This is a genomic window from Staphylococcus sp. LKG3-1, assembly GCF_048568385.1.
GTDB lineage: Bacteria > Bacillota > Bacilli > Staphylococcales > Staphylococcaceae > Staphylococcus > Staphylococcus saprophyticus.
Window position 1 is genome coordinate 1,678,711 of sequence record NZ_CP183796.1, and the last position, 24,203, is coordinate 1,702,913.

Annotated in this window: 19 protein-coding genes and 1 pseudogene; 3 read left to right on the forward strand and 17 right to left on the reverse strand. The window is 33.4% G+C overall.

Annotated features, from left to right (window positions below; genetic code table 11):
- Positions 1-94: 94 nt before the first annotated feature.
- The 4 genes and pseudogenes from nagB to ACM595_RS08430 form a co-directional block, all read right to left on the reverse strand.
- Entirely contained in the window at positions 95-841 is a 747-nt protein-coding gene (gene nagB / locus ACM595_RS08415; RefSeq protein WP_181875524.1) for a glucosamine-6-phosphate deaminase, read from the reverse strand.
- Positions 842-892: 51 nt separating this feature from the next.
- Positions 893-2,428: pseudogene (locus tag ACM595_RS08420) on the reverse strand (PTS transporter subunit EIIC).
- A 455-nt stretch (positions 2,429-2,883) separates the two neighbouring features.
- A complete protein-coding gene (gene argF, locus ACM595_RS08425) occupies positions 2,884-3,951 on the reverse strand; it encodes an ornithine carbamoyltransferase (protein ID WP_175268005.1) in 1,068 nt (355 codons plus the stop codon).
- 595 nt (positions 3,952-4,546) lie between these two features.
- A complete protein-coding gene (locus ACM595_RS08430) occupies positions 4,547-5,800 on the reverse strand; it encodes an MFS transporter (RefSeq protein ID WP_206236989.1) in 1,254 nt (417 codons plus the stop codon).
- 392 nt (positions 5,801-6,192) lie between these two features.
- On the opposite strand from ACM595_RS08430, the gene ACM595_RS08435 reads away from it, so the two are divergent.
- Positions 6,193-7,782, forward strand: coding sequence for an L-lactate permease (locus ACM595_RS08435; RefSeq protein WP_075340004.1), 1,590 nt, complete (start codon positions 6,193-6,195; stop codon positions 7,780-7,782).
- 241 nt (positions 7,783-8,023) lie between these two features.
- Entirely contained in the window at positions 8,024-8,683 is a 660-nt protein-coding gene (locus ACM595_RS08440; RefSeq protein ID WP_037537545.1) for a glyoxalase/bleomycin resistance/dioxygenase family protein, read from the forward strand.
- Positions 8,684-8,780: 97 nt separating this feature from the next.
- Here the strand turns inward: ACM595_RS08440 and ACM595_RS08445 are convergent, their stop codons facing one another.
- The 4 genes from ACM595_RS08445 to ACM595_RS08460 form a co-directional block, all read right to left on the reverse strand.
- Positions 8,781-9,320 carry a hypothetical protein gene (locus tag ACM595_RS08445; protein ID WP_069821641.1) on the reverse strand — a complete coding sequence of 180 codons (540 nt, stop codon included), beginning with the start codon at positions 9,318-9,320 and terminating at the stop codon, positions 8,781-8,783.
- 4 nt (positions 9,321-9,324) lie between these two features.
- Positions 9,325-9,909, reverse strand: a complete 585-nt coding sequence (locus ACM595_RS08450) for a TetR/AcrR family transcriptional regulator (protein WP_041079474.1) — start codon at positions 9,907-9,909, stop codon at positions 9,325-9,327.
- A 165-nt stretch (positions 9,910-10,074) separates the two neighbouring features.
- Positions 10,075-10,614: an NADPH-dependent FMN reductase gene (gene ssuE / locus ACM595_RS08455; protein WP_041079476.1), complete on the reverse strand. Its 540-nt coding sequence runs from the start codon at positions 10,612-10,614 to the stop codon at positions 10,075-10,077.
- 230 nt (positions 10,615-10,844) lie between these two features.
- Positions 10,845-11,237: a DUF1398 family protein gene (locus ACM595_RS08460; protein ID WP_041079478.1), complete on the reverse strand. Its 393-nt coding sequence runs from the start codon at positions 11,235-11,237 to the stop codon at positions 10,845-10,847.
- A 210-nt stretch (positions 11,238-11,447) separates the two neighbouring features.
- Here ACM595_RS08460 and ACM595_RS08465 point away from each other — a divergent pair, with 210 nt between their 5' ends.
- Positions 11,448-12,680 (forward strand): ArgE/DapE family deacylase, encoded by a 1,233-nt coding sequence (locus ACM595_RS08465; protein ID WP_002482170.1) that lies wholly within the window; start codon positions 11,448-11,450, stop codon positions 12,678-12,680.
- Between the two features lie 317 nt (positions 12,681-12,997).
- On the opposite strand, the gene argB is transcribed toward ACM595_RS08465, so the two are convergent.
- The 9 genes from argB to ACM595_RS08510 form a co-directional block, all read right to left on the reverse strand.
- On the reverse strand, positions 12,998-13,759 hold the full coding sequence (gene argB, locus ACM595_RS08470) for an acetylglutamate kinase (RefSeq protein ID WP_041079480.1): 762 nt from the start codon (positions 13,757-13,759) through the stop codon (positions 12,998-13,000).
- A gap of 12 nt (positions 13,760-13,771) precedes the next feature.
- Complete coding sequence (argJ, locus tag ACM595_RS08475) at positions 13,772-15,010, reverse strand: bifunctional glutamate N-acetyltransferase/amino-acid acetyltransferase ArgJ (RefSeq protein ID WP_002482168.1); 1,239 nt, start codon at positions 15,008-15,010, stop codon at positions 13,772-13,774.
- 23 nt (positions 15,011-15,033) lie between these two features.
- The gene (gene argC / locus ACM595_RS08480) at positions 15,034-16,065 is read right to left on the reverse strand and encodes an N-acetyl-gamma-glutamyl-phosphate reductase (RefSeq protein WP_002482167.1); all 1,032 of its coding nucleotides are present in this window, start codon (positions 16,063-16,065) and stop codon (positions 15,034-15,036) included.
- A 44-nt stretch (positions 16,066-16,109) separates the two neighbouring features.
- Positions 16,110-17,294, reverse strand: coding sequence for an ornithine--oxo-acid transaminase (gene rocD, locus ACM595_RS08485; protein WP_069794865.1), 1,185 nt, complete (start codon positions 17,292-17,294; stop codon positions 16,110-16,112).
- A 457-nt stretch (positions 17,295-17,751) separates the two neighbouring features.
- A complete protein-coding gene (locus ACM595_RS08490) occupies positions 17,752-19,395 on the reverse strand; it encodes an APC family permease (protein ID WP_048787089.1) in 1,644 nt (547 codons plus the stop codon).
- 495 nt (positions 19,396-19,890) lie between these two features.
- Positions 19,891-21,228 (reverse strand): gluconate:H+ symporter, encoded by a 1,338-nt coding sequence (locus ACM595_RS08495; RefSeq protein WP_075340006.1) that lies wholly within the window; start codon positions 21,226-21,228, stop codon positions 19,891-19,893.
- A 198-nt stretch (positions 21,229-21,426) separates the two neighbouring features.
- Positions 21,427-22,095, reverse strand: a complete 669-nt coding sequence (locus ACM595_RS08500; RefSeq protein ID WP_037537536.1) for an ABC transporter ATP-binding protein — start codon at positions 22,093-22,095, stop codon at positions 21,427-21,429.
- Positions 22,096-22,105: 10 nt separating this feature from the next.
- Positions 22,106-23,029 carry an ABC transporter permease gene (locus ACM595_RS08505; protein WP_011302206.1) on the reverse strand — a complete coding sequence of 308 codons (924 nt, stop codon included), beginning with the start codon at positions 23,027-23,029 and terminating at the stop codon, positions 22,106-22,108.
- Positions 23,026-24,192, reverse strand: a complete 1,167-nt coding sequence (locus ACM595_RS08510) for an ABC transporter permease (RefSeq protein ID WP_041079491.1) — start codon at positions 24,190-24,192, stop codon at positions 23,026-23,028. The genes ACM595_RS08505 and ACM595_RS08510 overlap by 4 nt, the downstream gene beginning before the upstream one ends.
- Positions 24,193-24,203 lie beyond the last annotated feature (11 nt).

Below are 24,203 nucleotides of genomic sequence, written 5' to 3' on the forward strand. Positions count from 1 at the left end.
ATTTAATTATTACAAGACATAAAAATGCGCCCTCCAAAGTTGTCATTTTTAGAATGTCTACTTTGAAGGACGCATATGATTATTTATATCTCACTTACAATGTTCCATCTTCTATGAGTGAAGTAAAAATTTCATCATCAATAATAACTTCTACATTAGGATGTTTGTGCAAAATAGAAGCTGGCAATGCTTCTGACACTTCGCCTTCTAACAAAGCTTTTATTGCTTGCAGTTTATTTTTACCAAATGCTAACAATATGATCCGTTTTGCTTTCATAATAGACGACAATCCCATAGAAATCGCTTGCTTAGGTACGTCTTCTATATTTTCAAAATGTTGACTATTCGCATTAATGGTTGAAGGTGTTAAATCAACAACTCTCGTTACACTTTCAAAAGATGAATATGGCTCATTGAAGCCAATATGCCCATTTTCACCAATGCCTAATATTTGGATATCAGCTGAACCGATTTCACCTAAACGCTGTTCATAAAGTTCACTTTCTAATTCAATATTAGGCGCATCACCTACAGGCAAATAAATATTTTTATTATTCCATGTTTGATTATGATTAAATAAGTGCGCATTCATATAAACATGATAGCTTTGATTATGTTCTGCAGATAAACCTACATATTCATCTAAATTAAACGTTACGACATTGGATAGATCTATTTGATTCACATTTAATAACGCTGCTAATGTTTTATAAACTTCGATCATGGTATTACCAGTGGCTAAACCTAATACAGCATTAGGTTTGGAGATAACCTGTTTCAGTATTTCTGTTGCTACGTATTGGCTTCCAATCGTACGATTTTTTAAGTTGATTACATTCATCATCTCACCAAAACTTTCTTTAATCTTTTAATCATCCTCTAATTGAATACCTTACTTATCATTTTCTAAAAGTTCTTCTACTTCGTTTTTAATGGTAGTAACATGTGGCCCATAGATAACTTGTACACCGTTCCCTTTTTGAATCACGCCACGTGCTTCTGTAGAAGTTAGCATTGTTTTATCGACAGCTTTATCACTGTTTAACGTTACTCTCAATCTAGTTGCACAACAATCAACGACATCGATATTTTCTTTTTCACCCAGCGCTTGAATAATCATTTTAGCACGATCAGTTGCTTCAACTGTTTCTGTTACACCTTCGTCTTCACGACCAGGCGTTTTAAAATTAAATTTCGTAATGAGGTATCTAAATATGACGTAATATAGCACAAACCAAACGATGCCAATTGGAATGACCCATAAGAAATTCGTCTTTTCATTACCTTGTAGTACACCAAACAATAAATAATCAATGAAACCGCCACTAAATGTTTGTCCCACAGTGATATTGAAAATGTCAGCCATCATAAATGCTAGTCCATCTGAAACGGCATGGATTACGTATAGCATTGGTGCAACAAATAAGAAACTGAATTCTAAAGGCTCTGTAATACCTGTTAAGAACGATGTTAATGCTGCAGATAACATTAAAACATCGACTACTTTTTTACGTTCAGGCTTCGCCGTGTGATAAATTGCTAATGCTGAACCGCAAAGTCCAAACATCATTGTGATAAATCTTCCAGACATATAACGTGAAACACCTGAGAAATATTTAGTTACATCAGGATCACCTAGCTGTGCAAAAATATATTTTGCGTTCCTTGAACCATGTGCCCTTTAACTTCTAAAGAACCTCCCAGTGCGGTTTGCCAAAACGGTAAGTAGAAAATATGATGCAAACCAAATGGTCCTAATAACCTCAATATAAAACCAAAGAAAAACGTACCAATAACCCCTGTTTTATCTACTAGACCACCGACACCAAATATCCATCCTTGTACCGTTGGCCAAATAAAGAACATAACCACACCTAGCACTATTGAAGAAACTGCAATGATGATAGGTACAAAGCGTGACCCACCGAAGAAACCTAAATACGCAGGCAGTGATATTTTATGAAATTTATTATGTAACAAAGCTGTCATAATACCGGTGATAATACCTCCAAATACACCTGTTTCTACAGTTTGTATTCCCAATACCATACTTTGACCTTCTTCTGCCAAGTTGCCTTTCGCCAATGTATCTGTGATCGTCAACAAACCATTCATTGATGCATTCATAATTAAAAACCCAAGCATTGCTGCTAGACCAGCCGTGCCTTTTATCACTTTTTGCTAAACCTAATACCACACCCACCGCGAAAATAACCGGTAAATTTTGAAAAACGATATTTCCTGCTGCTGACATTAAAATAAATATATTTTGCAAGAGCGCAATATCCAATACTGGATAGGCTTTGATTGTATTCGGATTACTCAACGCACCACCAATACCTAACAATAAACCAGCTGCTGGTAAAATAGCTATTGGTAACATAAATGATTTCCCAAATTGTTGTGCTTTTTCAAACAACTTACTCATATGCTATAACCTCCTAATTAACATCAATATACAGTCAAAGAAAATATTAATCAATACAATAGAACAATATGAAAAATATTTTCATAAAGTGTTATCATTATCTATTATATGCATCTATTAAGTTATCCAGATGTTGTCCAAATTCATTTTAGATATATACTTTTAACTTCCTTCATTTCAACGAAAGTCACACCTTAATTTCATTTTTAAATTTGAAGATAAAAAAACAACCAACAAATTAAATTTGTTGATTGTTTACAAGTAGAAACGTCGATCTATTTCATAATAAAATGCTAACACTATCTATGCATTAAATTAAGTGGGCCTTGACATGTTCAATTCAGTCATCTACTGACTAATCGTAGGAAAAGAGTGTAAGACATTTCTTTTTGTCCCAGGCTCCATCCTTTTTATAGTAGCATTACAAAATCTCTTCATAATACTTAACATCTAATTTAAAAAATATCACCCAGTGTTACAGCCATAATTGCTTTAATAGAGTGTAATCTATTTTCTGATTGGTCAAAAATGACAGCATGTTCACCTTTAAATACGTCATCTGAAATTTCCATTTCAGTTAAGCCGTACGTTTCGTAAATTTGTTGTCCTACTTGTGTATTTACATCATGAAATGCAGGTAAGCAATGTAATACGATAACATCTGGATTCATTGTGTTGATCAGCATCTCTTTGTTCACTTGATAAGGTAATAATTGATTGATACGCGGTTCTAATACCGATTGATCTTCACCCATTGAAAACCAAACATCTGTGTATATTGCATCTGTTTGATAGATCGCTTGTTGAATATCATCTGTAATCAATATATCGCTCGATGATTCAGCAGCATATTTTTGTGCCATAACTTGAATATCTTCATCCGGTTGTAACGCTTTTGGTGCGGCTACATGTATGTTCACACCTAAAATTGCACCCGTAATAAGTAAATCATGAGCTACGTTATTTCTAGCATCACCGACATAAGTCAATGTTTTACCTTGTAATGTCCCCCAGTGTTCTTTTAATGTGAAAAAATCTGCAATCATTTGAGTTGGGTGCCATTCATTAGTGAGCCCATTCCATACTGGTACACCTGCATTTTTAGCAAGTGCTTCTACATCTTTCTGATGATGACCTCTAAATTCAATACCATCATACATTCTACCTAGAACTTTGGCAGTATCTTCTGCGGATTCTTTAACTCCTAAATGAATATCACCTTGCCCAAAGTATTCAGGATAAGCGCCTAAATCATATGCTGCTACACTAAATGCTGAACGCGTTCTAGTAGAAGGTTTTTCAAATAAGAATGCCAAATTTTTCCCTTTTAAATACGGGTGTGGAATACCACGCTTTTTCTTTTCTTTTAATTCACCAGTAAAATCAATTAAAGTATGTAACTCATCTGCTGAAAAATCACATGTCTTCAAAAAGTCTTTACCCTTGAATAATGCTAGCTTGTTTAATGCTGTTGTGTACGCCCCATTTTCATCACTCCAATGTTTTATAAGATTTATATACATAATAAAGGTATTTAAATGATATTTCAAGTATATTTATACTAAAAAATGAATATTATTTAATTTTATGTACATTGACAGCTTTTTCCAATTTTAAAAAAAGTTAAAGTCTCTTAAACAATAACGTCGAAAATCTCGTCATTTAAGCATTGAAAATATCTGAAAATAAACAGTTGTGAACTTTAAATTTCAAGTTATGCGTTACATATCTTTTATTATCAAAATGGTTGTATATTGGGAATGTAATCATTTATCTCACGGAGGTGAATTATTATGTTTAAAGATATTGTAGCTGTAATTAAACAAATCGTAGCACAATTTGTTTCAGGCGGTTTCCAAGAAAAATAAAGCCTTCATTTCCACTTCACTTCAAAAAATTCCATAATCACCCTTTTAATCAGAAATGAATTTTCGAATCAGTCGTTGATCGTCAATTTCATTCAAAGCCTATGAGATACCCCCTTATATTTCATAGGCTTTTTTATAAATTTCGTTATATTTCAATATCTATTCAATTTATTTAATTATTACCTATGAAAAAAGACCATGACATCTATAGATATCACGGCCTTCTTCATTATATGTTATCCATCGTATTTTAAGTTGCTTCTTTTTCGTTCAAAATACCACGCTCTTCTGGTGTTTTTAAAAAACGAGTCATAATCGCACTTGCTACATAAAGTCCAAATATAAGATACATCATACCTTGTACGCCAATACTATCGTAGAATAAAGCGACTAATCCAGGTCCAGCAAATACACACAAACCTGCTCCTAAGTTCAATATAGCCATTGCCGGACCTTTATCACCATCATGCACTAGTGAAGGCACAAGTGCTGATATAGGAACGAATCCAGCTAAACACATTCCCCATAAAAATCCTACTGTTCCGATAATGAACACATTCCCTGTAAATATTTCAGGTATAAAATACAAGCCTAAAGTAAATACAGCACAACCAACGCCTCCGATATAAGATATTGTATTTTTCCAACCAATCTTGTCGCTTAATGCGCCAAATATAAGATTGAAAATAATATTTGCAATAAAAATCGTACCCCAAATATTTAACCACGTCGTCGTTGCGATACCTTTCGTAGATAAATATATTGGAAGGAACAACGGAAATGCATATTGTGCAGCTTGATTAATAATTCTTACAATACAAGCAACCGCTACGCGAGGTTCTCGTTTTAAAATTGTAATACCAGCGCCCATCTCTTTCAAATGGTTTTTAAAACCATTCCCTTTACTCTCTATTTCAAATTTATCACGATTTACAAATACTGCTAAAAATGTTCCAACAATCACCCATAAAATCGCAGTCCATAAGGTGAATATATGACCAAATATTTGAATCGCCATCGAAGAATAAAATGAACCCAGTACACTCAAACCTCCTGTAAATACAAACCAAAACCATCCTACTGCTGCACCTAAACGTTTCTGTGGAGAACGATATGCTACCCAAACTAAAAATGAATAGGCAAATAATGGATACCCAAAACCTCTAATCGCATACGATGGTATCATTAGTCCATAATTCATGGATGGAAGTGCTAAGCCTACAAATATCATGTGACCAATAATATACAATAGCGTTCCCAATAACATTACTTTTCGTGGACCAATAATCTCTACTAATACACCTGAAAACCAAGATCCAATAGCAATCGTTACACCATAACAAGTAGTTAATATAGCAGTTTGATGTACAGATAGGCCATGATCATGTAAGTATGGACTAATCCAGGCTAGCTCCAAGCCATCCCCCATCATAAAAATGAGTACACCAATATATCCCCATAATAGTGTCGGTGGCATGCCCATTTTAGCTAACTTTTTATTCATTCATAACACCCCTATATCTATAAATTTTCATTCCTATGTTATTTCAAATAATATGCGCTTTCTTTAAAACCCTATGCATTCATTTATTCCAATCAAAAGAAAACGCTTTCATTTATTTCTATTATCTTATTTCATTTTTTCTATTATCGCAAATTTATTTTCGTTTCTTTTCGTTTCTTTGTTTTAATTACTATTAAAAACTGTGTTTACAATTTTAAATTTCCTACAAACGTTTTCACTCTTAAAGTATGTTTTTAAAAATAAATGTCATTTTTAAATGAAATAATTTATTTGTTGGAATTTGAATTTTTACATGAATGCGTTTACAATAAATAATATTTAATCATCATATGACTAGATGATTGTTATTTTTACTTAGGGGGATTTTTTAAATGATGTTATTTGTTGCTTTTAGTGCTGTCATTGTGCCTTTTATTTTTTTAGTATTACTACGTATGTCTGCACTAAAGGGTATGATCATTAGTGCGTTCATTGTCACATTCTTGGGCATCTTTGTTTGGGGAATGCAAGGGCATGTCATATTGGCCTCACTGCTTCAAGGTACTCATAAAACTCTTACCATTCTCTATATTTTATTTGGTGCGCTTGTGTTACTTAATACTTTGCGACAAACTGGTGCAGTCACACGTATTAATGAAGGATTCAAAAAAATATCAGGAGATATGCGTGTTCAAGTTATTATTGTGGCTTTTTTATTTGGCTCATTGATTGAAGGTGCATCTGGATTTGGCACACCTGCAATGGTCACAGCACCACTCATGGTAGCACTAGGTTTCAGACCGATGATAGCTGTTGTTACCGCTTTGATTGCTGATAGCGTTGCTGTTTCATTTGGTGCCGTGGGAACACCTGTATTAGTCGGTTTAAGTACATTAAATGACGCAGATAGTTCACTGTTTCAAGCTACAGCTGAACGTATTACAACATTAGATTTACTAAGTGGTATTTTTATACCTATTATATTAATTGCTACTTTGATTATTTTCTTTAGCAAAACAAACAAACTCAAATCTATTGTTGAAATGATTCCATGGCTAGCCTGTATTGGTTTCATTTATGTCGCTTCTTCATTTGCCTATGCCTTTCTATTCGGTCCTGAATTCGTTGCAATTCTCGGTTCACTCACAGGACTTATCGTAGCCGTAGTCACAGCAAGTAAAGGTTGGCTACTCCCTAAAAATGAATGGAAAGACGGTTTTGATGACAGTTATGCACCCACAAAATCAGAACATGACATGCCATTATTAACTGCTTGGGCACCCTATTTAATGGTCGTTATATTATTATTACTGACAAGAACTGTACCACTGATTAAAGATTTCACTACACAAGTGTTAGATTTATCTTGGAATCAAATTCTAGGCTTTGAAACAATTTCATCTGATTGGGAATTTCTTTATTCACCAGGCACTATCTTACTGCTTTCTGCTTTATTTGCCATCCTAATACAGAGAAAATCGTTCAAAGATCTATCGCAAGCAAGCGTAGAATCGCTAAATACGATTAAAACCACTGGAATAACATTAGTAGCTACACTTGTGATGGTGCATGTGTTTATCAATTCTGGAATCAATACAAGTGATTTAATCAGCATGCCAGAATATATTGCTGAGAATATGTCTAAATACTTAGGACCTATTTGGCTATTCGTAGCACCTTTCTTAGGCGCATTAGGCTCCTTTATTACAGGAAGTGCAACCGTTTCTACATTGACATTTTCACCTATTCAATTAAATATTGCTCAATCCATTGGCGCAGAACCTTATACCGTCTTGGCTGCACAAATTATTGGTGCAGCAGCTGGTAACATGATTTGCGTACACAATGTCGTAGCTGTATGTGCTGTAGTGAATATGCCAGGAAAAGAAGGCAGTGTAATTAGAAAAACACTCGGCCCAGCATTACTATACTGTCTCTTAGTTGGTTTAAGTGCTTATATCATTACCTCAATATTCTTTTAATCTATAAATGTATTTTTAAAAGGACTAAACCCTTACTGTTGGGCTTAGTCCTTTTATTTAACTTCATAAATACTTTATTATAATTTAATAATTACTTTTGATGATAATTTAGAATCTGCAGCAATTTCAAAACATTTAGGTTATATAAATTCTTAATATTATCATCTTTATTATTATTTTGATAAAGTACTATTAAAATACTTTTTAAAATATGGTTACTACGTGGGGATGGGATATACATATGAAATTTGAAAGTATAACGTTATGTACTTCAGAATTAGAAGAAACGCTACAATTTTATGAGGAAACTTTGGAATGTCCTGTAGAAGTTATTAATCAAGATACTTTCATTGTTCAAATTGGTGAAACACAATTGCAATTTTGTAGGTCTGAAGAAGTTGTTCAACCTTATTATCACTTTGCAATTGATATTCCATACAATCATTTTTATGACATGAAAGAGCATTATCAAAATATATTATTTTTATTAATGGAAGACGGGCACCATACAACTTATTTTGAATCATTTGTCGCACACGCTGTATACTTTAATGATCCATCTGGAAACATCGTGGAATTGATTGCAAGAGTATCCAACATTACAGATGAACCTGAATTTTCTAGAATCAGTGAAATCGGCTTTGTATGTAATGAGACAAATGCTATTTACCAAGCTTTATCGGATTATAAAATCGAAACATTTGAACACGCTCATTTTGAACCTTATGCGTTAAACTTTTTAGGCGATACATCCGATGAAAGCTATATACTACTCACACCTGAAGATAGACGCTGGTCATTTTCTGAGAAACATTCCATTGCGTATCCAATTGATATTAAGACGGAAACATTCCACTTATCGTATGATACGCGTCATCAATGGCACTTAAAGCCATCTTAAATTATTCAAAAATAGTAAATATAAACGTGGAACAGAAATCCAATTTTCTCTAAAAATTAAATTTCTGTTCCACTATTTTTATATCATCCGTTATACTTTATACTTTTTTAGGTTTCGGCCAAATAAAGTAGCTCAGTGTGATTAATAAATCAATCCCTAATATAACTGTCCAAATTTTAATAACATGATAAAGCGCTGCTACACTATCGCCTTGTCCTACAATATTTATAATTAACCACAATAGACCTGTTCCAATCAAATAGGCTAAAACATGTCTTAACCAACTTACAAAATAAGCTTTTGCATAAGCAATACCCGTTTTCTTTTCAGGTAAATTTCCTTCCTTTAAAACATAGTATTTAAAACGTTCGTCTGCCCATTGAATCATTTGTTTTCCAAATGCAATTGAAACGCCAATATATACTGCTGCTATGCCATGAGGAACCGTTGCTTTGGCACCATTTAATAAATCTACACTCATCGTAATAATTAAAATCAAATCAATTACAGGCGTCATTGCAAGTAAAATCAAACCAACTTGTTTCATGCGTAAGACATATCTTGAAATCAAACCTAAAATAATGACAATCCAAAATAATAATTCAGCTGCAATAAGTATCATTAATACCCCGTTCATTATATTACCTCCTTAACCAGGATTTCACTTCGCTCTCTATTAAATGTTCAATATCTTCATTTATCATCTGCTCGGGATTTAACAATTTATGTAATGCTAATCCATCCAATAATGCATGCATTTTCATTATTGCTACATATTGATTTAACGATGTGTCGAGTAAGTCATGTTCTTCTAAAAATGACATCGATGCTTTTACTAAAGTAAAGATTTCATTCCCCATGGAATCTTTACCTACTTCATGTAACTCATATTGAAAGGCCAACCAGACCTCCATATCCGCATATCGTTCTTCATCAAGCGGCATAGCTTTCAACATCGCCTGTATGACTTTATCAAGCGGGCTTAGACTTCCGTCGTTATATACCGCTTTAATTCTTCCTCTAACTTTACTATCTACTTCGACCGATACTGCTTTTAACAAATCATGATGGTTTGGATAATAATAACGTATTTGTCCTGGTGTCATTCGTGCTAACTTTGCAATATTTCTAACTGTAGCACCCTTAGCGCCATTGCTTACGATAGATTGCCATGCATACTGTATAATTTGCTGCTTCTTTTTCTCGTGATCTACTACTTTGGGCATATATCAGAACTCCCTTTTTAATACAATTTTATTAATTAAAAACTAAAAAAATAGCCTTTAAAACTTATTTTATTTACTTTAACATATTTTAATACACCTGTGTTAAAAAAAGCATTTTTAAAGACGTATCGCAATTATTTAGATACGCCTTTAAATCAATATCTTTTATTCTATTACTTGCGCTTTATCACTGACAAACTTTTTTAAAGTTTTATTTAAGCCATCTTTCGCTTCTTGATCATAACCATAAGTACCGTCTTCATTAGATGTAATATGTTTGTCTAAAATAAATCTACCTTTATGAATTGTATCTGCACCCAATTCTTTTATAACTGGATCTAAGCTATATTGAATCGCTAATACATGTGCAAATGTACCACCTAATGCGAGCGGGAGGACTGTTTTACCTGTAAATGCGCCACGTGGCAGTAAATCTAAATATGTCTTCACGATGCCTGAATACGCTGCTTTAAATACAGGTGAAACGATAATTATCCCATCAGCTTCTTCAATTTTTTTATGTGTTTCATTAATTGATTCATTTGAAAAGTCAGCGGTAATCAATGCTTCAGCGTCTAATTGATGTACATGTATGACATCTGTCTCAATGCCTTCATCATTTAAATATTTTTCAGCATATTTTACTACACCTGTTAACCTAGACTGAATCTTATTACCACCTGCGATAATTGCTACACTTGCCATACTTATTGTCCCCTTTCATTGTTAAACACGATATATCTATATGAAGCACTTTAGGGTCATTGTTCGACTCGCAACTTTTCCCCTAAACAACCCACGTTTAATTAATAATTAAGCTTTAATCTTGCCACTTTATAATCTTTCTACACTCTCTACCGTATCATCAATTATAAATGCTGTCATAGTATACGTCTTAAATACCTTATCTTTTTACTCGTATTTATAAACACATATCAAGATTGAGGTATATTTTCTGTAATGACAACCTGATTTTCCTTGTCTATATAGGCACATGTGCCAGCGATAATATCAATATGCCACTTATAAATGCCCGCTCGTGCCATTTCATCGCAAAACTTTGGAAAATCCGTTTCACCTGATTGATGACGCTGCAATATATCTTTTACCAACGCAAGGTGTGTCTGTTGTGCAATGGGTACAGCTACTTTAACACTTTCATCCGTAATTTCAGCTCCATCCTGATGAATATAAGATGTTTCACCTTGTTCTATATTCACTGTATTAACAATGATTCCCATATCTTTAAAAGCTTTAAACAATTTCGGAAAATCTACGCCTGTATATTGTTGGTGTGCTTGATGAATTTTATTTAATGATAACGTCATAATCGTACCTCTTTTACGCTTATTTGCTTACTCTATATCATAGCTTTAAAACTTGTATACAACAAGTTTATTAATCAATTAATCGTACTATTGTAATTATACACAATATATATTTTAAAATTATAAAGTTTTTATTAAAAGTCTTTTCACTTATCAAAATAATTTGCCAGATGTATACTTGTTATAGTCTTTCTAAAGGAGTGGTATGTTATGAGTACATTTTCTGTAGAAGAAAAAGTACAAATATTATCTGATATTGTAGCAATGAATACAGTAAATGATAATGAAATCGAGGTATGTCAATACTTCCAAAATTTATTTGAACAACACGGTATTAAATCAACCATTGATAAAGTTGATGAACGACGCGCTAACTTAATTGCCGACATTGGTGAAGGCAGTCCAGTCATCGGTGTATCTGGACATATGGATGTCGTATCAGAAGGTAATCGTGAACAATGGTCATATGACCCTTTTAAACTTACCGAAGACAATGGTTATTTATATGGTCGTGGTGCTGCTGATATGAAATCTGGACTCGCTGCACTCGCTATTGTTCTTATCGAAATGCACGATGCACAATTATTAACAAAAGGACGCATTAAATTCTTAGCTACTTCAGGTGAAGAGATGGAACAACTTGGTTCACAAAATCTCTACGAAAAAGGTTACATGGATGATGTTGACGCACTCATCATAGCCGAGCCTTGTCAAGATATGATGGTCTACGCACATAAAGGGTCTATGGACTATCGTATTAAATCACAAGGTACTTCTGCACATAGTTCTATGCCTATCCTCGGTGTAAACGCAATTAAACCTTTAATTGAATTTATTCAAGATATCGATAACGCATATCAAAAAATATCTAAAGAAATTAAAGGTGAATCTTTAGACTTCACTCATTTGATCGATCGAATGAAACCTTCTCTACCAGCTACATTTGCTGTTGAAGAAATTGAATCCGCATTACAAGGGCTTGTCATCACTAACACATTAATCAAGGGTGGCGTTCAAGTGAATTCTGTCCCTGAAGACGCTGATGCTGATTTCAATATTCGTACAATCCCAGAATACAATAATGACCAAGTTAAAAATTTATTTAATAATACAATTGAAAAACATAATGCAAATGGCTCAAATTTAGAAAGTGAATTATATCTTGACTTAGATCCTGTACTTACTACTGGTCAAAATAGCCTAATTGACACTGCTAAAACGATTGGCAAAACAGCATTTAATAAAGATTTTGTCGCTGCCCCAATTGGTGGTGTGACGGATGCTTCTAATTTACTACGCGGTAAAGATGAATCTTTCCCATTCTTAGTATTTGGTCCAGGTGAAAAACCACACCAAGTAGATGAACGTGTAGAAAAAGCAATGTACCTTAAATTCATTGATTTCTATAAAGAACTATTAATCACTTATTCAAAAAATTATTAATGGCCTGATTAGCACTAAGCACGATATCCAAGCCATTTATAAAAAAACAACGCATATGCGTCATTCCAGCATATGCGTTGTTTTTTTATTTTCAAATTAACCATTACACTATCACGCCAATTCAATCCTACAATGTAAATAGCAGATGAAAAACACTAACTAATTGCGTTACTTTAATATGTACCACATCGTCTAAAAACAGCGCTATTTCAAGCATCTACCAATTTTGTTTATACTATGACAAAGTCTTTTTTAAATTTTTAATATAGTGATACTTTGATTTAACGATTTCCCAGGAAATTGCTATTATATTATGCTCACAACACAATCGTTGTCCCAATACCTTGCCCAGTTCTTATCCTTTCCACGACATGCGCTTCGTTACCTGCTGCGATAACTACTTTTTGACAACCATATTCAATGGCACTGATCGCATCTTGTACTTTAGGAATCATCCCCCCATATATTTGCTCTTGTTCAATATAATTTTTAATATGCTCTGAATTCAATGTGGCCTTTACTTTATTATCTATCATGACACCTGGTATATCACTCAATAAATAGATAGGTGCGTTTAATGTCTGCGCTATTTTGTACGCCAACGTATCTGCGTTAATATTATATAAATGTCTAGAGGTTTTATGTCTGCCGATAGACGCAATAACAGGTATATATGCTTCTGTAAGATGATCTATGACTGCTGTATTAATGTTGATTGGTTCGCCTACATATCCATATTTTTCGTTTAATGGTTCAACGTCAAATAGCTTGGCATCTATTCCATTTAACCCAATACTTTGAATATTTTCATCATTCATTTTACTTACAAGCTGCGGATTCACCTTTCCGATTAATATCTGACTTGTAATTGACATTACTTCATCTGTAGTAACCCTCAATCCATCTTCAAATAATGAATCGACGCCTTGCTGCTCTAACGCTTGATTGATAAAAGGCCCTCCACCATGAATAATAATCGGATGCAAACCCTGTTGCTTTAACTGTGCAATATCATCAATGGTAGTTTCATGTAATTCGGTCAAGGTACTACCACCAATTTTGATAACTATATAATTCATTGCAGTCACTCCTTAAGTTCTGTACGACGCGTTGATACGTACATATTCATATGATAAATCACAACCATATGCTGCCGCTTCTCCTTCCCCGTTTCCAACAGTCGCTTCAATTAAAATATTATCTGATGCTAATTCTTCTTTTAAACGCTGTTCATCAAAATCTACAGCCATACCTTTTTCCAACACACTCACTTGGCATAACGAAACATGGGTTGCGCTAGGTTCTATATATCGCGATGCGTATCCTATAGCAGTGACAATTCTTCCGAAATTCGCATCTTCACCATGGATAGCGGTTTTCACTAAATTCGAGGAGACAATGCTCTTTGCAATTTTTCTTGCTTCAACAACATCGTGAGCGCCCTTGACCTTTACAGTAACCAATTTAGTTGCCCCTTCACCATCTTTAGCGATGCTCTTGGCAAGATAGTGGCATACAAAATTCAATGCATACACAAACTTATGCCATTCGGGATGTAATGCATCAATTTGTGTATGTTGCGCTTGACCATTTGCCATGCATAGCACCATATCATTTGTACTTGAATCACCATCCACCGTAATCATATTAAACGATTGATCGATTGATTGTTTTAGGCAATAATCCAACGTATTCGCATCAATATTGGCATCAGTAGTTATAAATCCTAGCATTGTTGCCATATTGGGATGTATCATGCCTGATCCTTTTGCAGTGCCACCTATCGTTACTGTGGTACCATCGATTTCAACCTTTACTGACAGATGTTTCGTCATCGTATCAGTTGTTAAAATAGCTTGATTGAATGCTTCACTTTTATTATATTGTTCTTTTAAAACGTGCTGCGTTGCATATTGTATTTTATCCATTGGCAAAAACGATCCAATAACACCTGTAGAGGCAACACCAACAAGATGTTGCTCGATATTTAATTGTTCAGCAATCCAAGCTTGTGTATCCAACGCATCTTGCATACCTTTTTCTCCTGTACACGCATTCGCAATAGCCGAATTCACAATAATGGCTTGTAGTGCTTTATCCTTATTAATACTATCTTCAGTTAGTTTTAATGGCGCAGCTTTAAATTGATTCAATGTATAAACACCTGTTGCTGTAGCTGGCGTCGTTGAATAAATCCAACCAAAGTCCACTTTCTTTCTTCTCAAACCGCAATGTAAACCACCAGCAATAAAACCTAATGGTGAACTCACGTCGCCTTCTAAATCTATATTTAATTGGTTTAATGTATCAATTGTTTCAATGTCTCTCATTTCTTCTCTCCTTTCATCCTACTTTATGGATAAACTGGTGATTGTAGCAATCCAGTGTTTTCTTTCCATCCATACATTAAGTTCAAATTCTGAATCGCTTGACCACTTGCACCTTTAACTAAGTTATCAATCACAGACACGAGAATCGCTGTTTGATTCTCTTCATCAACATAAATACCGATATCACAATAATTGCTACCGTAAACTTCCTTAGTTTTTGGAAATTGGCCTAATGATCTAATTCTTACAAATGGTTTATCTTCATAATAATCTTTAAACAGATTATGTAAGTCTTCATTAGTAAAAGCATGGTTTAGTTTGATATAAATGGTTGATAAAATACCTCGAGTCATAGGTACGAGATGCGGTGTAAATGTTACTTTTACTTCTTGTTGGGCTAATAATGATAAATATTGTTCAATTTCAGGTTTATGCTTATGCTTTCCTATCGCATAGGCGCTTAAATTTTCATTCATCTCCGCGAAATGAACATGTTGTGCCAAAGACCTACCGGCACCGGATACACCCGTCTTCGCATCGATGATAATGTTATCTTGCTTTACAATATCTTTATCTATTAGCGGATGTAGTGCTAACAATGTAGCTGTTGGAAAACATCCAGGGTTCGCAATTAATTGCGTTGTTTGAGCATTTACATTTGACCATTCTGCAATGCTATAATTTGCTTCATTCAAATATTCTTGAGAAGCTGCCGTTTCTCCATAATACGTTTCATAAGTAGCTCGATTAGTTAATCTAAAATCACCCGACAAATCAATGATTTTAATCCTCTTGCTAAGCAACTGAGGAACAATGTGTTTACTCACATTTGAAGGTGTCGCAAAAAATATCACGTCGCATTCAATTCCTTCACTATTTAACGTTTCATAGTGATATGTGAGCTGTTCCAAATGTGGAAATGTTTCCTTTATAGGTTGATCCTGTTTAGAATGCGAAAAGATATATTTTATATTTACATTAGGATGCTGAATTAATAATCGAATTAATTCAATGGCTCCATATCCACTACCGCCAACGATACCAACTTCAATCATTCACTTCATTCCTTTCTGAATATTCGGAAATTTTATATTAAATTTTACTTTTCCAAAACTTCTGTTATGACACGAATTACTTCATCGATTTCATCTTTATCAATAACAAGTGGTGGTGCAATCCTTATAATATTGCCCTGTGTTTCTTTACAAAGCACACCTTTATTTATCATTTGTTCACAATAGTCCTGTGCTGCTACATTTAATTCTATACCTATAAACAATCCCCTACCTCTCACTTCCACGATCAGTTCACTTTCAATTTGTTGCAGGTGCTTTAATAATCTATCGCCTAAGTCTAATGCATTTTGTACTAAATGCTCTTCATTCAGCACGTCTAATGCTGCCATTGATACAGCGCAAGCTAGTGGATTACCACCAAATGTGGAACCATGCGTGCCTGGGGTGAGGACACTCATCACATCTTGGTTCGCTAACACTGCGGATATCGGATATAACCCTCCACCTAGTGATTTACCTAATAAATATATATCTGGCTCTGTATTTTCCCATTCCATTGCGAACATCTTACCCGTTCTTCCAAGCCCCACTTGTATCTCGTCTGCAATTAATAACACATTATATTCGTTACAGAGTTGACGTACTTCTTGTATAAAATGTGTTGGGGGAATATTTACGCCTCCCTCACCTTGTATTGGTTCCAGAATAATTGCAGTTGTTTGATTATTAATTAATTTTTTTAATTGTTCTATATCTCCAAAATCTGCGTAGTGTATATTGTTTAATAACGGTCCAAAACCTTTTTTATAACTATCTTGTGATGATAATGATAATGAACCTAACGTACGGCCATGAAAGTTTCCATTCATAGCAATGATTTCTGATGATGATTCATCAATATTTTTAATATCAGCGCCCCATTTACGAGCCATTTTTATGGCTGTTTCCACAGCCTCTGTGCCAGTATTCATTGGTAAAACATTTTCTTTATTTGCAAGTTTACAAATCTTTTCTTCCCATTTACCTAAATTATCACTATATAAAGCACGAGAAACCATTGTTATTCTTTGGCTCTGCTCTTGAAATGCCTTTATGATTTTAGGATGACAATGGCCTTGATTAACTACCGAAAATCCAGAAATACAATCTATATAACAATTGTCTTCAATATCCCAGACTTTTGCACCACGTCCTTTAGCTAAAGCTAATTTTAATGGACTATAATTTTTAGAACTATATTTGTCTGTGTGTTCATATAAATCAAGCATCAAAACCCTCATTTCATAATATTTATTCTCAAAAATGAATTAATATTCATAAATAATACACTTGTCAGATTAATTAGTCAAAGGTTATTTTGAATTTTTACACTTTAAACGAATTGAAAATGTTGTTTTAATGGGGATAAAAAACATTGTTAAATAATTTATTTTAATGAAATTTACTTTTCCATAGAATATCCCATGCATTTATTTTGCATAAAATGTTGTCCACTGCAATATTGCATACGCTTATTGTCTAAGTACAGTCGCATTATTATAGTCATTTTCTATACATAAAAAAGATGAAGCAGAAATCAAATTGTCTCAAAAAGATTTCAGGCTCCCACTCCATTTAAGCATGATCATTCAAATGATTAACTATGTCGCTATTTATATGAAAAAAGCGTCTGGGAGATTTAACAATGTCCCAGACGCTATATATATTTCTACTCACAGAATTAAATTATTCTTCACTAATGTGTTCTGATTTACGTTTTTCACGTAAATCCGCACGCATATCTTTATTAATCTTTTTAGCACGTTTAAAGTAAACACTTTCAAAGTAACTAGACGTACCTATTTTGTAGAAGATTAATGCAATAATGATAATAACAATAAAATCATAAGGGTAATGAATCCAGTTCATACCTTTAAATTCTTTACTACCGATAAATGATAAGAAGGCAAGCACAATAAGATATAAGATAATCCACAAGCTACCGCCAATTTGTTTTTTGGTATTTTTCCAATTCATTTTATATTCATAGAAGAAGTAAATTGGTAATCCTAGAATAATAATTAAAATAACTTCGGCTGTTGTTGGCCACATCGCCCAATATATCGCTAATGAAGCCATCACAAATGAAAATGGTGCCATAAATTTTAATAAGTTTGCTCTAAACGGTCTATGCATTTTAGGTGCCATTTTACGTAGTGAAATCACTGTCGTTGGTCCTGTTAAATATGCCACTAACGTAGCTGTTGATATTACACTTGCTAAAGTACCCCAATCACGGAATAGCGATACCATGACCATACTTATAATTGCATTAAATATAATGGCTACACGAGGAATCATATATTTTTCATTCATTTTCCCTAAAAATTTAGGAATATGACCATTTTGTTCCATAGCGCGTAAAACACGTCCAGTAACAGCTACAAATGATACACCTGTACCAAATGGTGAAACAACTGCTTCCATATATAGTAATATAGCTAACCAATTTAATCCTAATAGAATAGCCATATCAGCAAATGGTGAGTTAAAGTTAATACCACTCCAACCATTTTCATGCAGCATTTCAGTAGGCATTGACGTAATAAATGTACTTTGTAGTACTATGTACAGGATTGCACTTAAAGTCAGTGAAATAGCTATACCACGTGCAATGTTTTTTTCAGGTTTTTGAATTTCAGATCCCATATTAATAATTGTCTGGAATGCGTTGAATGAAAAAATAATACCTGATGCTGTTGTTGCAGCAAATATAGGTGCTGAACCGTAAGGCATAAATGTTCCAACTGAATGACCATAGTTCCCAGTGTCAAAACCAGAAATAATTAACATGATAATCGTTAATAAAGGCACACCTAATTTAAATACTGAAATTAAACTTGTAAATGACGTCAATAATTTTACTGACCAATAGTTTAATAATGAGAAGATAATAATAATCACAAATACTGCAAATAAACCTGCGTTACTTATTGTAGATCCATCCATTAAACCAGACGTAAATTTCGCCCATTCCCAAGGCCATGAACTCATATATTGTACAGCTGATACTGCTTCAATAGGAATGATAGTTACCAGCGATACCCAGTTTGCCCAGGCAGCAATGAATCCAAGTAACGAACCATGTGTATATTGCGCATAATTACTCATACCACCTGATTGTGGAAACATCGTTCCTATTTCAATATAGTTATAAGCAATTGAACCTATAACTACAAAACCAATAATCCAAGAAATAATTGCGGCTGGTCCTGCAATAGAAGATGCCTCCCATGCGCCAAATAACCAACCAGATCCAATTAATGAACCTAATCCTAGCAATACGAGCTGTGGTAAATTAATTTTACTACTTTCATCTTTTTGTCCCATAATTACTCCTAATATTTTCTCTTTTATATTCATATCAAGAATAAGTGGCTTTTATACACCTTCTTGTATATGGTGTTATTATACTCGTATAACAATTCTAGTCAAATCAACTTTTCACTACCAATAATTGTATATTTTTGTGTTTTTATTCATAATATTAGCATATTACTGTATAAAAACATCGCACAACATAAGTCACTCAAGATAGTGTCATTAATACGCTGAAAGTAGATTTATTCATGTTACTTATTTATTCACATAAAGTATAATACCCAAAACCTTCTAATTTATAATACATATGCTACAAATACCTTTACATCAGTAATCACAAGACTTTGAATCGATGCATTTAAAAATATTTGTAACTTTTGTAACGGTTTTGTGTATTTATACTAAAATAAAGCATTATTCACAAAAATATCTTTAAATACTTTGCAAATAATGCTTTTTATGATGTTACACAAATATGAATCATTGTTATTTTACTTTATTATTTTAAATAAATAGATCCAGAATTAAGACAACCATTAATCCTGTTACAGATGTCGTTAATAACAACGCACCCCATGTCTTAAATGTATCCTTAATAGAAATATTAAAATATTCTTTGAATAACCAAAATGATGCATCATTAACATGAGTAATGATATTACTACCTACAGCTGTAGCTAATACCATAAGCACAGGGCTGACATCAAAAGTGGGTATCAACGGACCAACGATACCTGCAGCAGTAATTGCTGAAACAACACCTTGACCCGTCGCAATACGGATCAGCGCTGTAATTAACCAATCCATAATAAGTGGAGAGATATTGTTACCTTTCATGATATCTGCAATATAATCTCCAACATGTGCTTCTAAAATGATTTCCTTAAAAGCGCCACCCGCTCCGACAATGAATATAATAGTTGCAACACCTTTTAGACCTGTTTCAAATGATTTCATCATTGTATCCATATCTTTACCTTTTCTAAGTCCAAACATAACAATCGCAGTAATAATAGCAATGATAAGACTGATTTCCACACTTCCAATAAATGATACGATTTCATGTAATATCGTGTCTTCGGTAATAAATAAACTGAGTATGGTTGATATTGAAATTAGAATAGCTGGTATTAATGGTACAAATAAACTCAAACCAAAACTAGGCATTTCACTGTCTGCAAAATTTTTTCTTTTTTGTAATAATGGTGGTATAGGATAATCTATGCGCTTCATGAATCTCGGCAATATAATACCCGCAATAATCACACTAGGAATAAAGACGATCATCCCCAAAATATAAACCATTCCCATATCCGCATTGTAAGCATCTACGAGTGCTGTGGGCCCTGCTTGTGGCGGGAAAATACTGTGTGATAAAGTTGTCGCTGCAACCATTGTAATCGCCAATTTCATAAATGGTGTCTTAGCTTCAACAGCAATACTGATGACTAACGGTGCTAAAATCATAAATGCTACTTCATAAAATACAGAAATACCAAATACAGCACCGATGATGATTAAAGCCCATTGAACATATTTAGCACCAAATCTTTCTATAAGTGTTGAAGCGATACGTTGTGCTGCGCCAGAATCTACCATTAATTTACCAAGCACTGCACCAAACCCAATAATTAATGCGAGACTCCCTAATGTAGATCCTAATCCTTCCTTAATTGTATCTAAAATTGCTAACGGCTTCATGCCATTCATAAATACTACAAGCACCGCTGCGAATATGAGCGATAGGATACTATTAATCTTCAATTTAATGTTTAAAAATAGTAATACTCCTACACCAATAACAAACGATATGAGCGGCAAATGTTCCCCTAAAAATGACAAATTCGTGTTCCCCCAATCCCTTAAAAATAATGAAAGCTAATTCACAATTACTCATTATAAATTATTTATCACAAAATAACAACGTTGTTATTATTGTATTAATTTATGTTTCTTCTTTTTCACCTCATTATATACAAAATAATTAAAACCACATCCATCATCACGGAGTTCTCCATGAATGGATGTGGTTCATCGTCTCTATTTATTATTATATACTTCGAATGGCCAATGCTTATCTTCAAGAAGTTCCCTATAGAATGGATCATTACCAATTACTTTAATTTGATCCGCTAATGCTTCAACTTCATCTAAGTGGTGTGTCGTTAATATAATGAGTCGTTCCCTCTTCATTGTATTCAAAAGGTTATGAATATCAAATCTGGATTTTAAATCTATACCTACTGTAGGTTCATCTAAAATTAATATTTGCGGATTACTTAATAAACCGATTAGAACATTTACCTTTCGTTTCGTACCACCAGACAAATTAGAAATTGTCATGGTTCTCTCATTTAAATTGAGTTGACGTGCATACTCGTCTATCAATACATTGGATAACGGTGCTTTGCATAGCGCCTTAAAACATCGAATATTTTCATTAACTGTCATATGTTCAAATAGTGCAATATCCTGTGGTACATAACCGATTTTATCTTGTCTTTGCTTTTTTGACAGTTGTTCTCCAAAATAACGTATTTCACCTTTAGTCAATTGTTCTAAACCGGCAATCATTCTTAATAATGTGGATTTACCAGCGCCGTTTTCACCTAATAAAACGGTTAATTGCAAATTTTCAAATGTCATATCTAGGGACTCAAAGATGCATTTTTTACGATAGTGCTTGCTTAAATTTTTTAATTCTATCATCTTATCACTCCTATAATTGTATAAAGATATATAACACTGCCATCAATAAGGCAAATATGACTGCCATAAAGAGCCTATGACTGAGTGTATTTATTTTGAAAAGTAACCATGAAACTCCTAGTTCATAAACAATAATAATCACTAATGATTTCGCAAAGAACGTAAATGAAAGTTGTTGTTGAAATATGAATGTTGTTATGCCAAGTACAAGCATTAAAATGAGTGTATGAATCAAAATATAAGTTGTGAAAAGTATCAACTTACTGTATTGAAATATAAAAAGTCTTGTTAACGGACCATTTTGTTTCAGCCTTTGATGCAACACGATTTGAACACTACTAACGAATAAGATAATGCCAAACACTAGGCTGATTGATATAGACGTCTCAGAATTGGTATTTACGACATGGTGAACAATGGCTGATTTGGGCGTGTGTTGATTTAATGTATCGGACACCTTTTCTAAGGACGTCTCTTGACCGTCATCATCTAAATGTTTTTTTACAATATACGGAATTTGTTGTTCATATAATGAACGACTAATCATTTCAAATGTAATATCACCAATAAAATCATCTCTTGCATAAAGTGTAAGTGCCAATTTTAATTGATTATTTTTCAATTTATCACTGTAATCTTTAGGGATATGCATCGCTGCAACCGCTTCTTTCTTGCTAACACTTTCATCCAGATATATTGCTTCTTGGTCCAACTTTTCAACTTTAACAAAGTCGTTCTTCTCAATACTTTGAATTAATGTATGTGAAGCTTGGGATTGATCCTGATCTTGAACTGCGACTGGAATTTTAAAAGATTGATTCAGCGATGAATAAGCTGCCCATATCAATAACAACGTACACGTTAAAATAGTAAAAAAAATCACTAATTGCTTCCACTGTTTTAATATAATGATAAATATAAAGGACTGTATCATCGGCGATACCTCCAAACAATGATTACCAATAATATAATAGCTGTTATCACAAAGCTCATATAGAAAGTAATGGGTGTATCTAAGATATAATTATTTAATATAATCTCTAACATTTGATTAGTGACAAAACTAAATGGCTGCACATTAAACATGCCATTCAATAAATGTTTGAAATATATCGTTGGTATAATTTGACCAGAAAATAGAATAACCATAAGTGCAAGCATGATTTTCAGTACGATATTGAACCAACGGAAATTGATCAAATCAATAATGGTTAACCAACCTATAATCATTAGAATATAATAAACTAATTGAATAACTACAGTTGGCCAATTATAAGGCTCAAAAGTATTGGGCAATATCTGTATCATGCATAAGCATCCTAACAAGGTCCACACGCCAGTATAAAATAGCGTAAATAAACTTCTAATTAATGTTAGCTTTTCAAATGAAAAATGGTACATATGTAATCTGGATTTTAATGCCTTAGCTTGGTTCATTTTTAAAATTGAAAATAGTGATAGTGCAAAAATAAATATGGAGGCTAAATAACCTGTCACTACATAATAGCTCGATGTATCAAATATTTGTATCGATTGATAATCAAATCCGCCTGTCCGATTTAAACCGGTAAATAATAAATCCGTCAATAATTGTAATTTATCGTCCTTATTGGCCTCTGGTGATAATGTCGTGTAGGTTAACCCTCCACCCATCGATAACATGAGGCGACTATAAACTGAATCAGTTAACTGATTAATAACTAAACTTTTAGTTGACGTTTGATCATATGTATTAACAGCTATAGGTAAATTACCATGTTTATAAAATGTTTTTGTCATACCTTTTTCAAAAACATAATATCCCTCTAATTTTTGTGCTTTCAATAATTTTTGCGCTTGATTTTGATTGTAACGCTGAATACGAATATCTTTACCTAGATGTGTTCCATTTCCCATTGAATTGAGTATGAGCTGTGTCTCCGCGGAATTATCGTGATCAACAATACCTATTCTAAACTTTGCATCATCTTGATTAACGTACTGAACGACTAGTAAGGCAGTTAAAAAAGCACACATCATCAAAATCAAATAGAAAAAAAGATGCCATTTTTTTAATAGAAAAGAGTGGTAAATGCGAAACAATTGAATTGTTTTCATTTAACCACTCC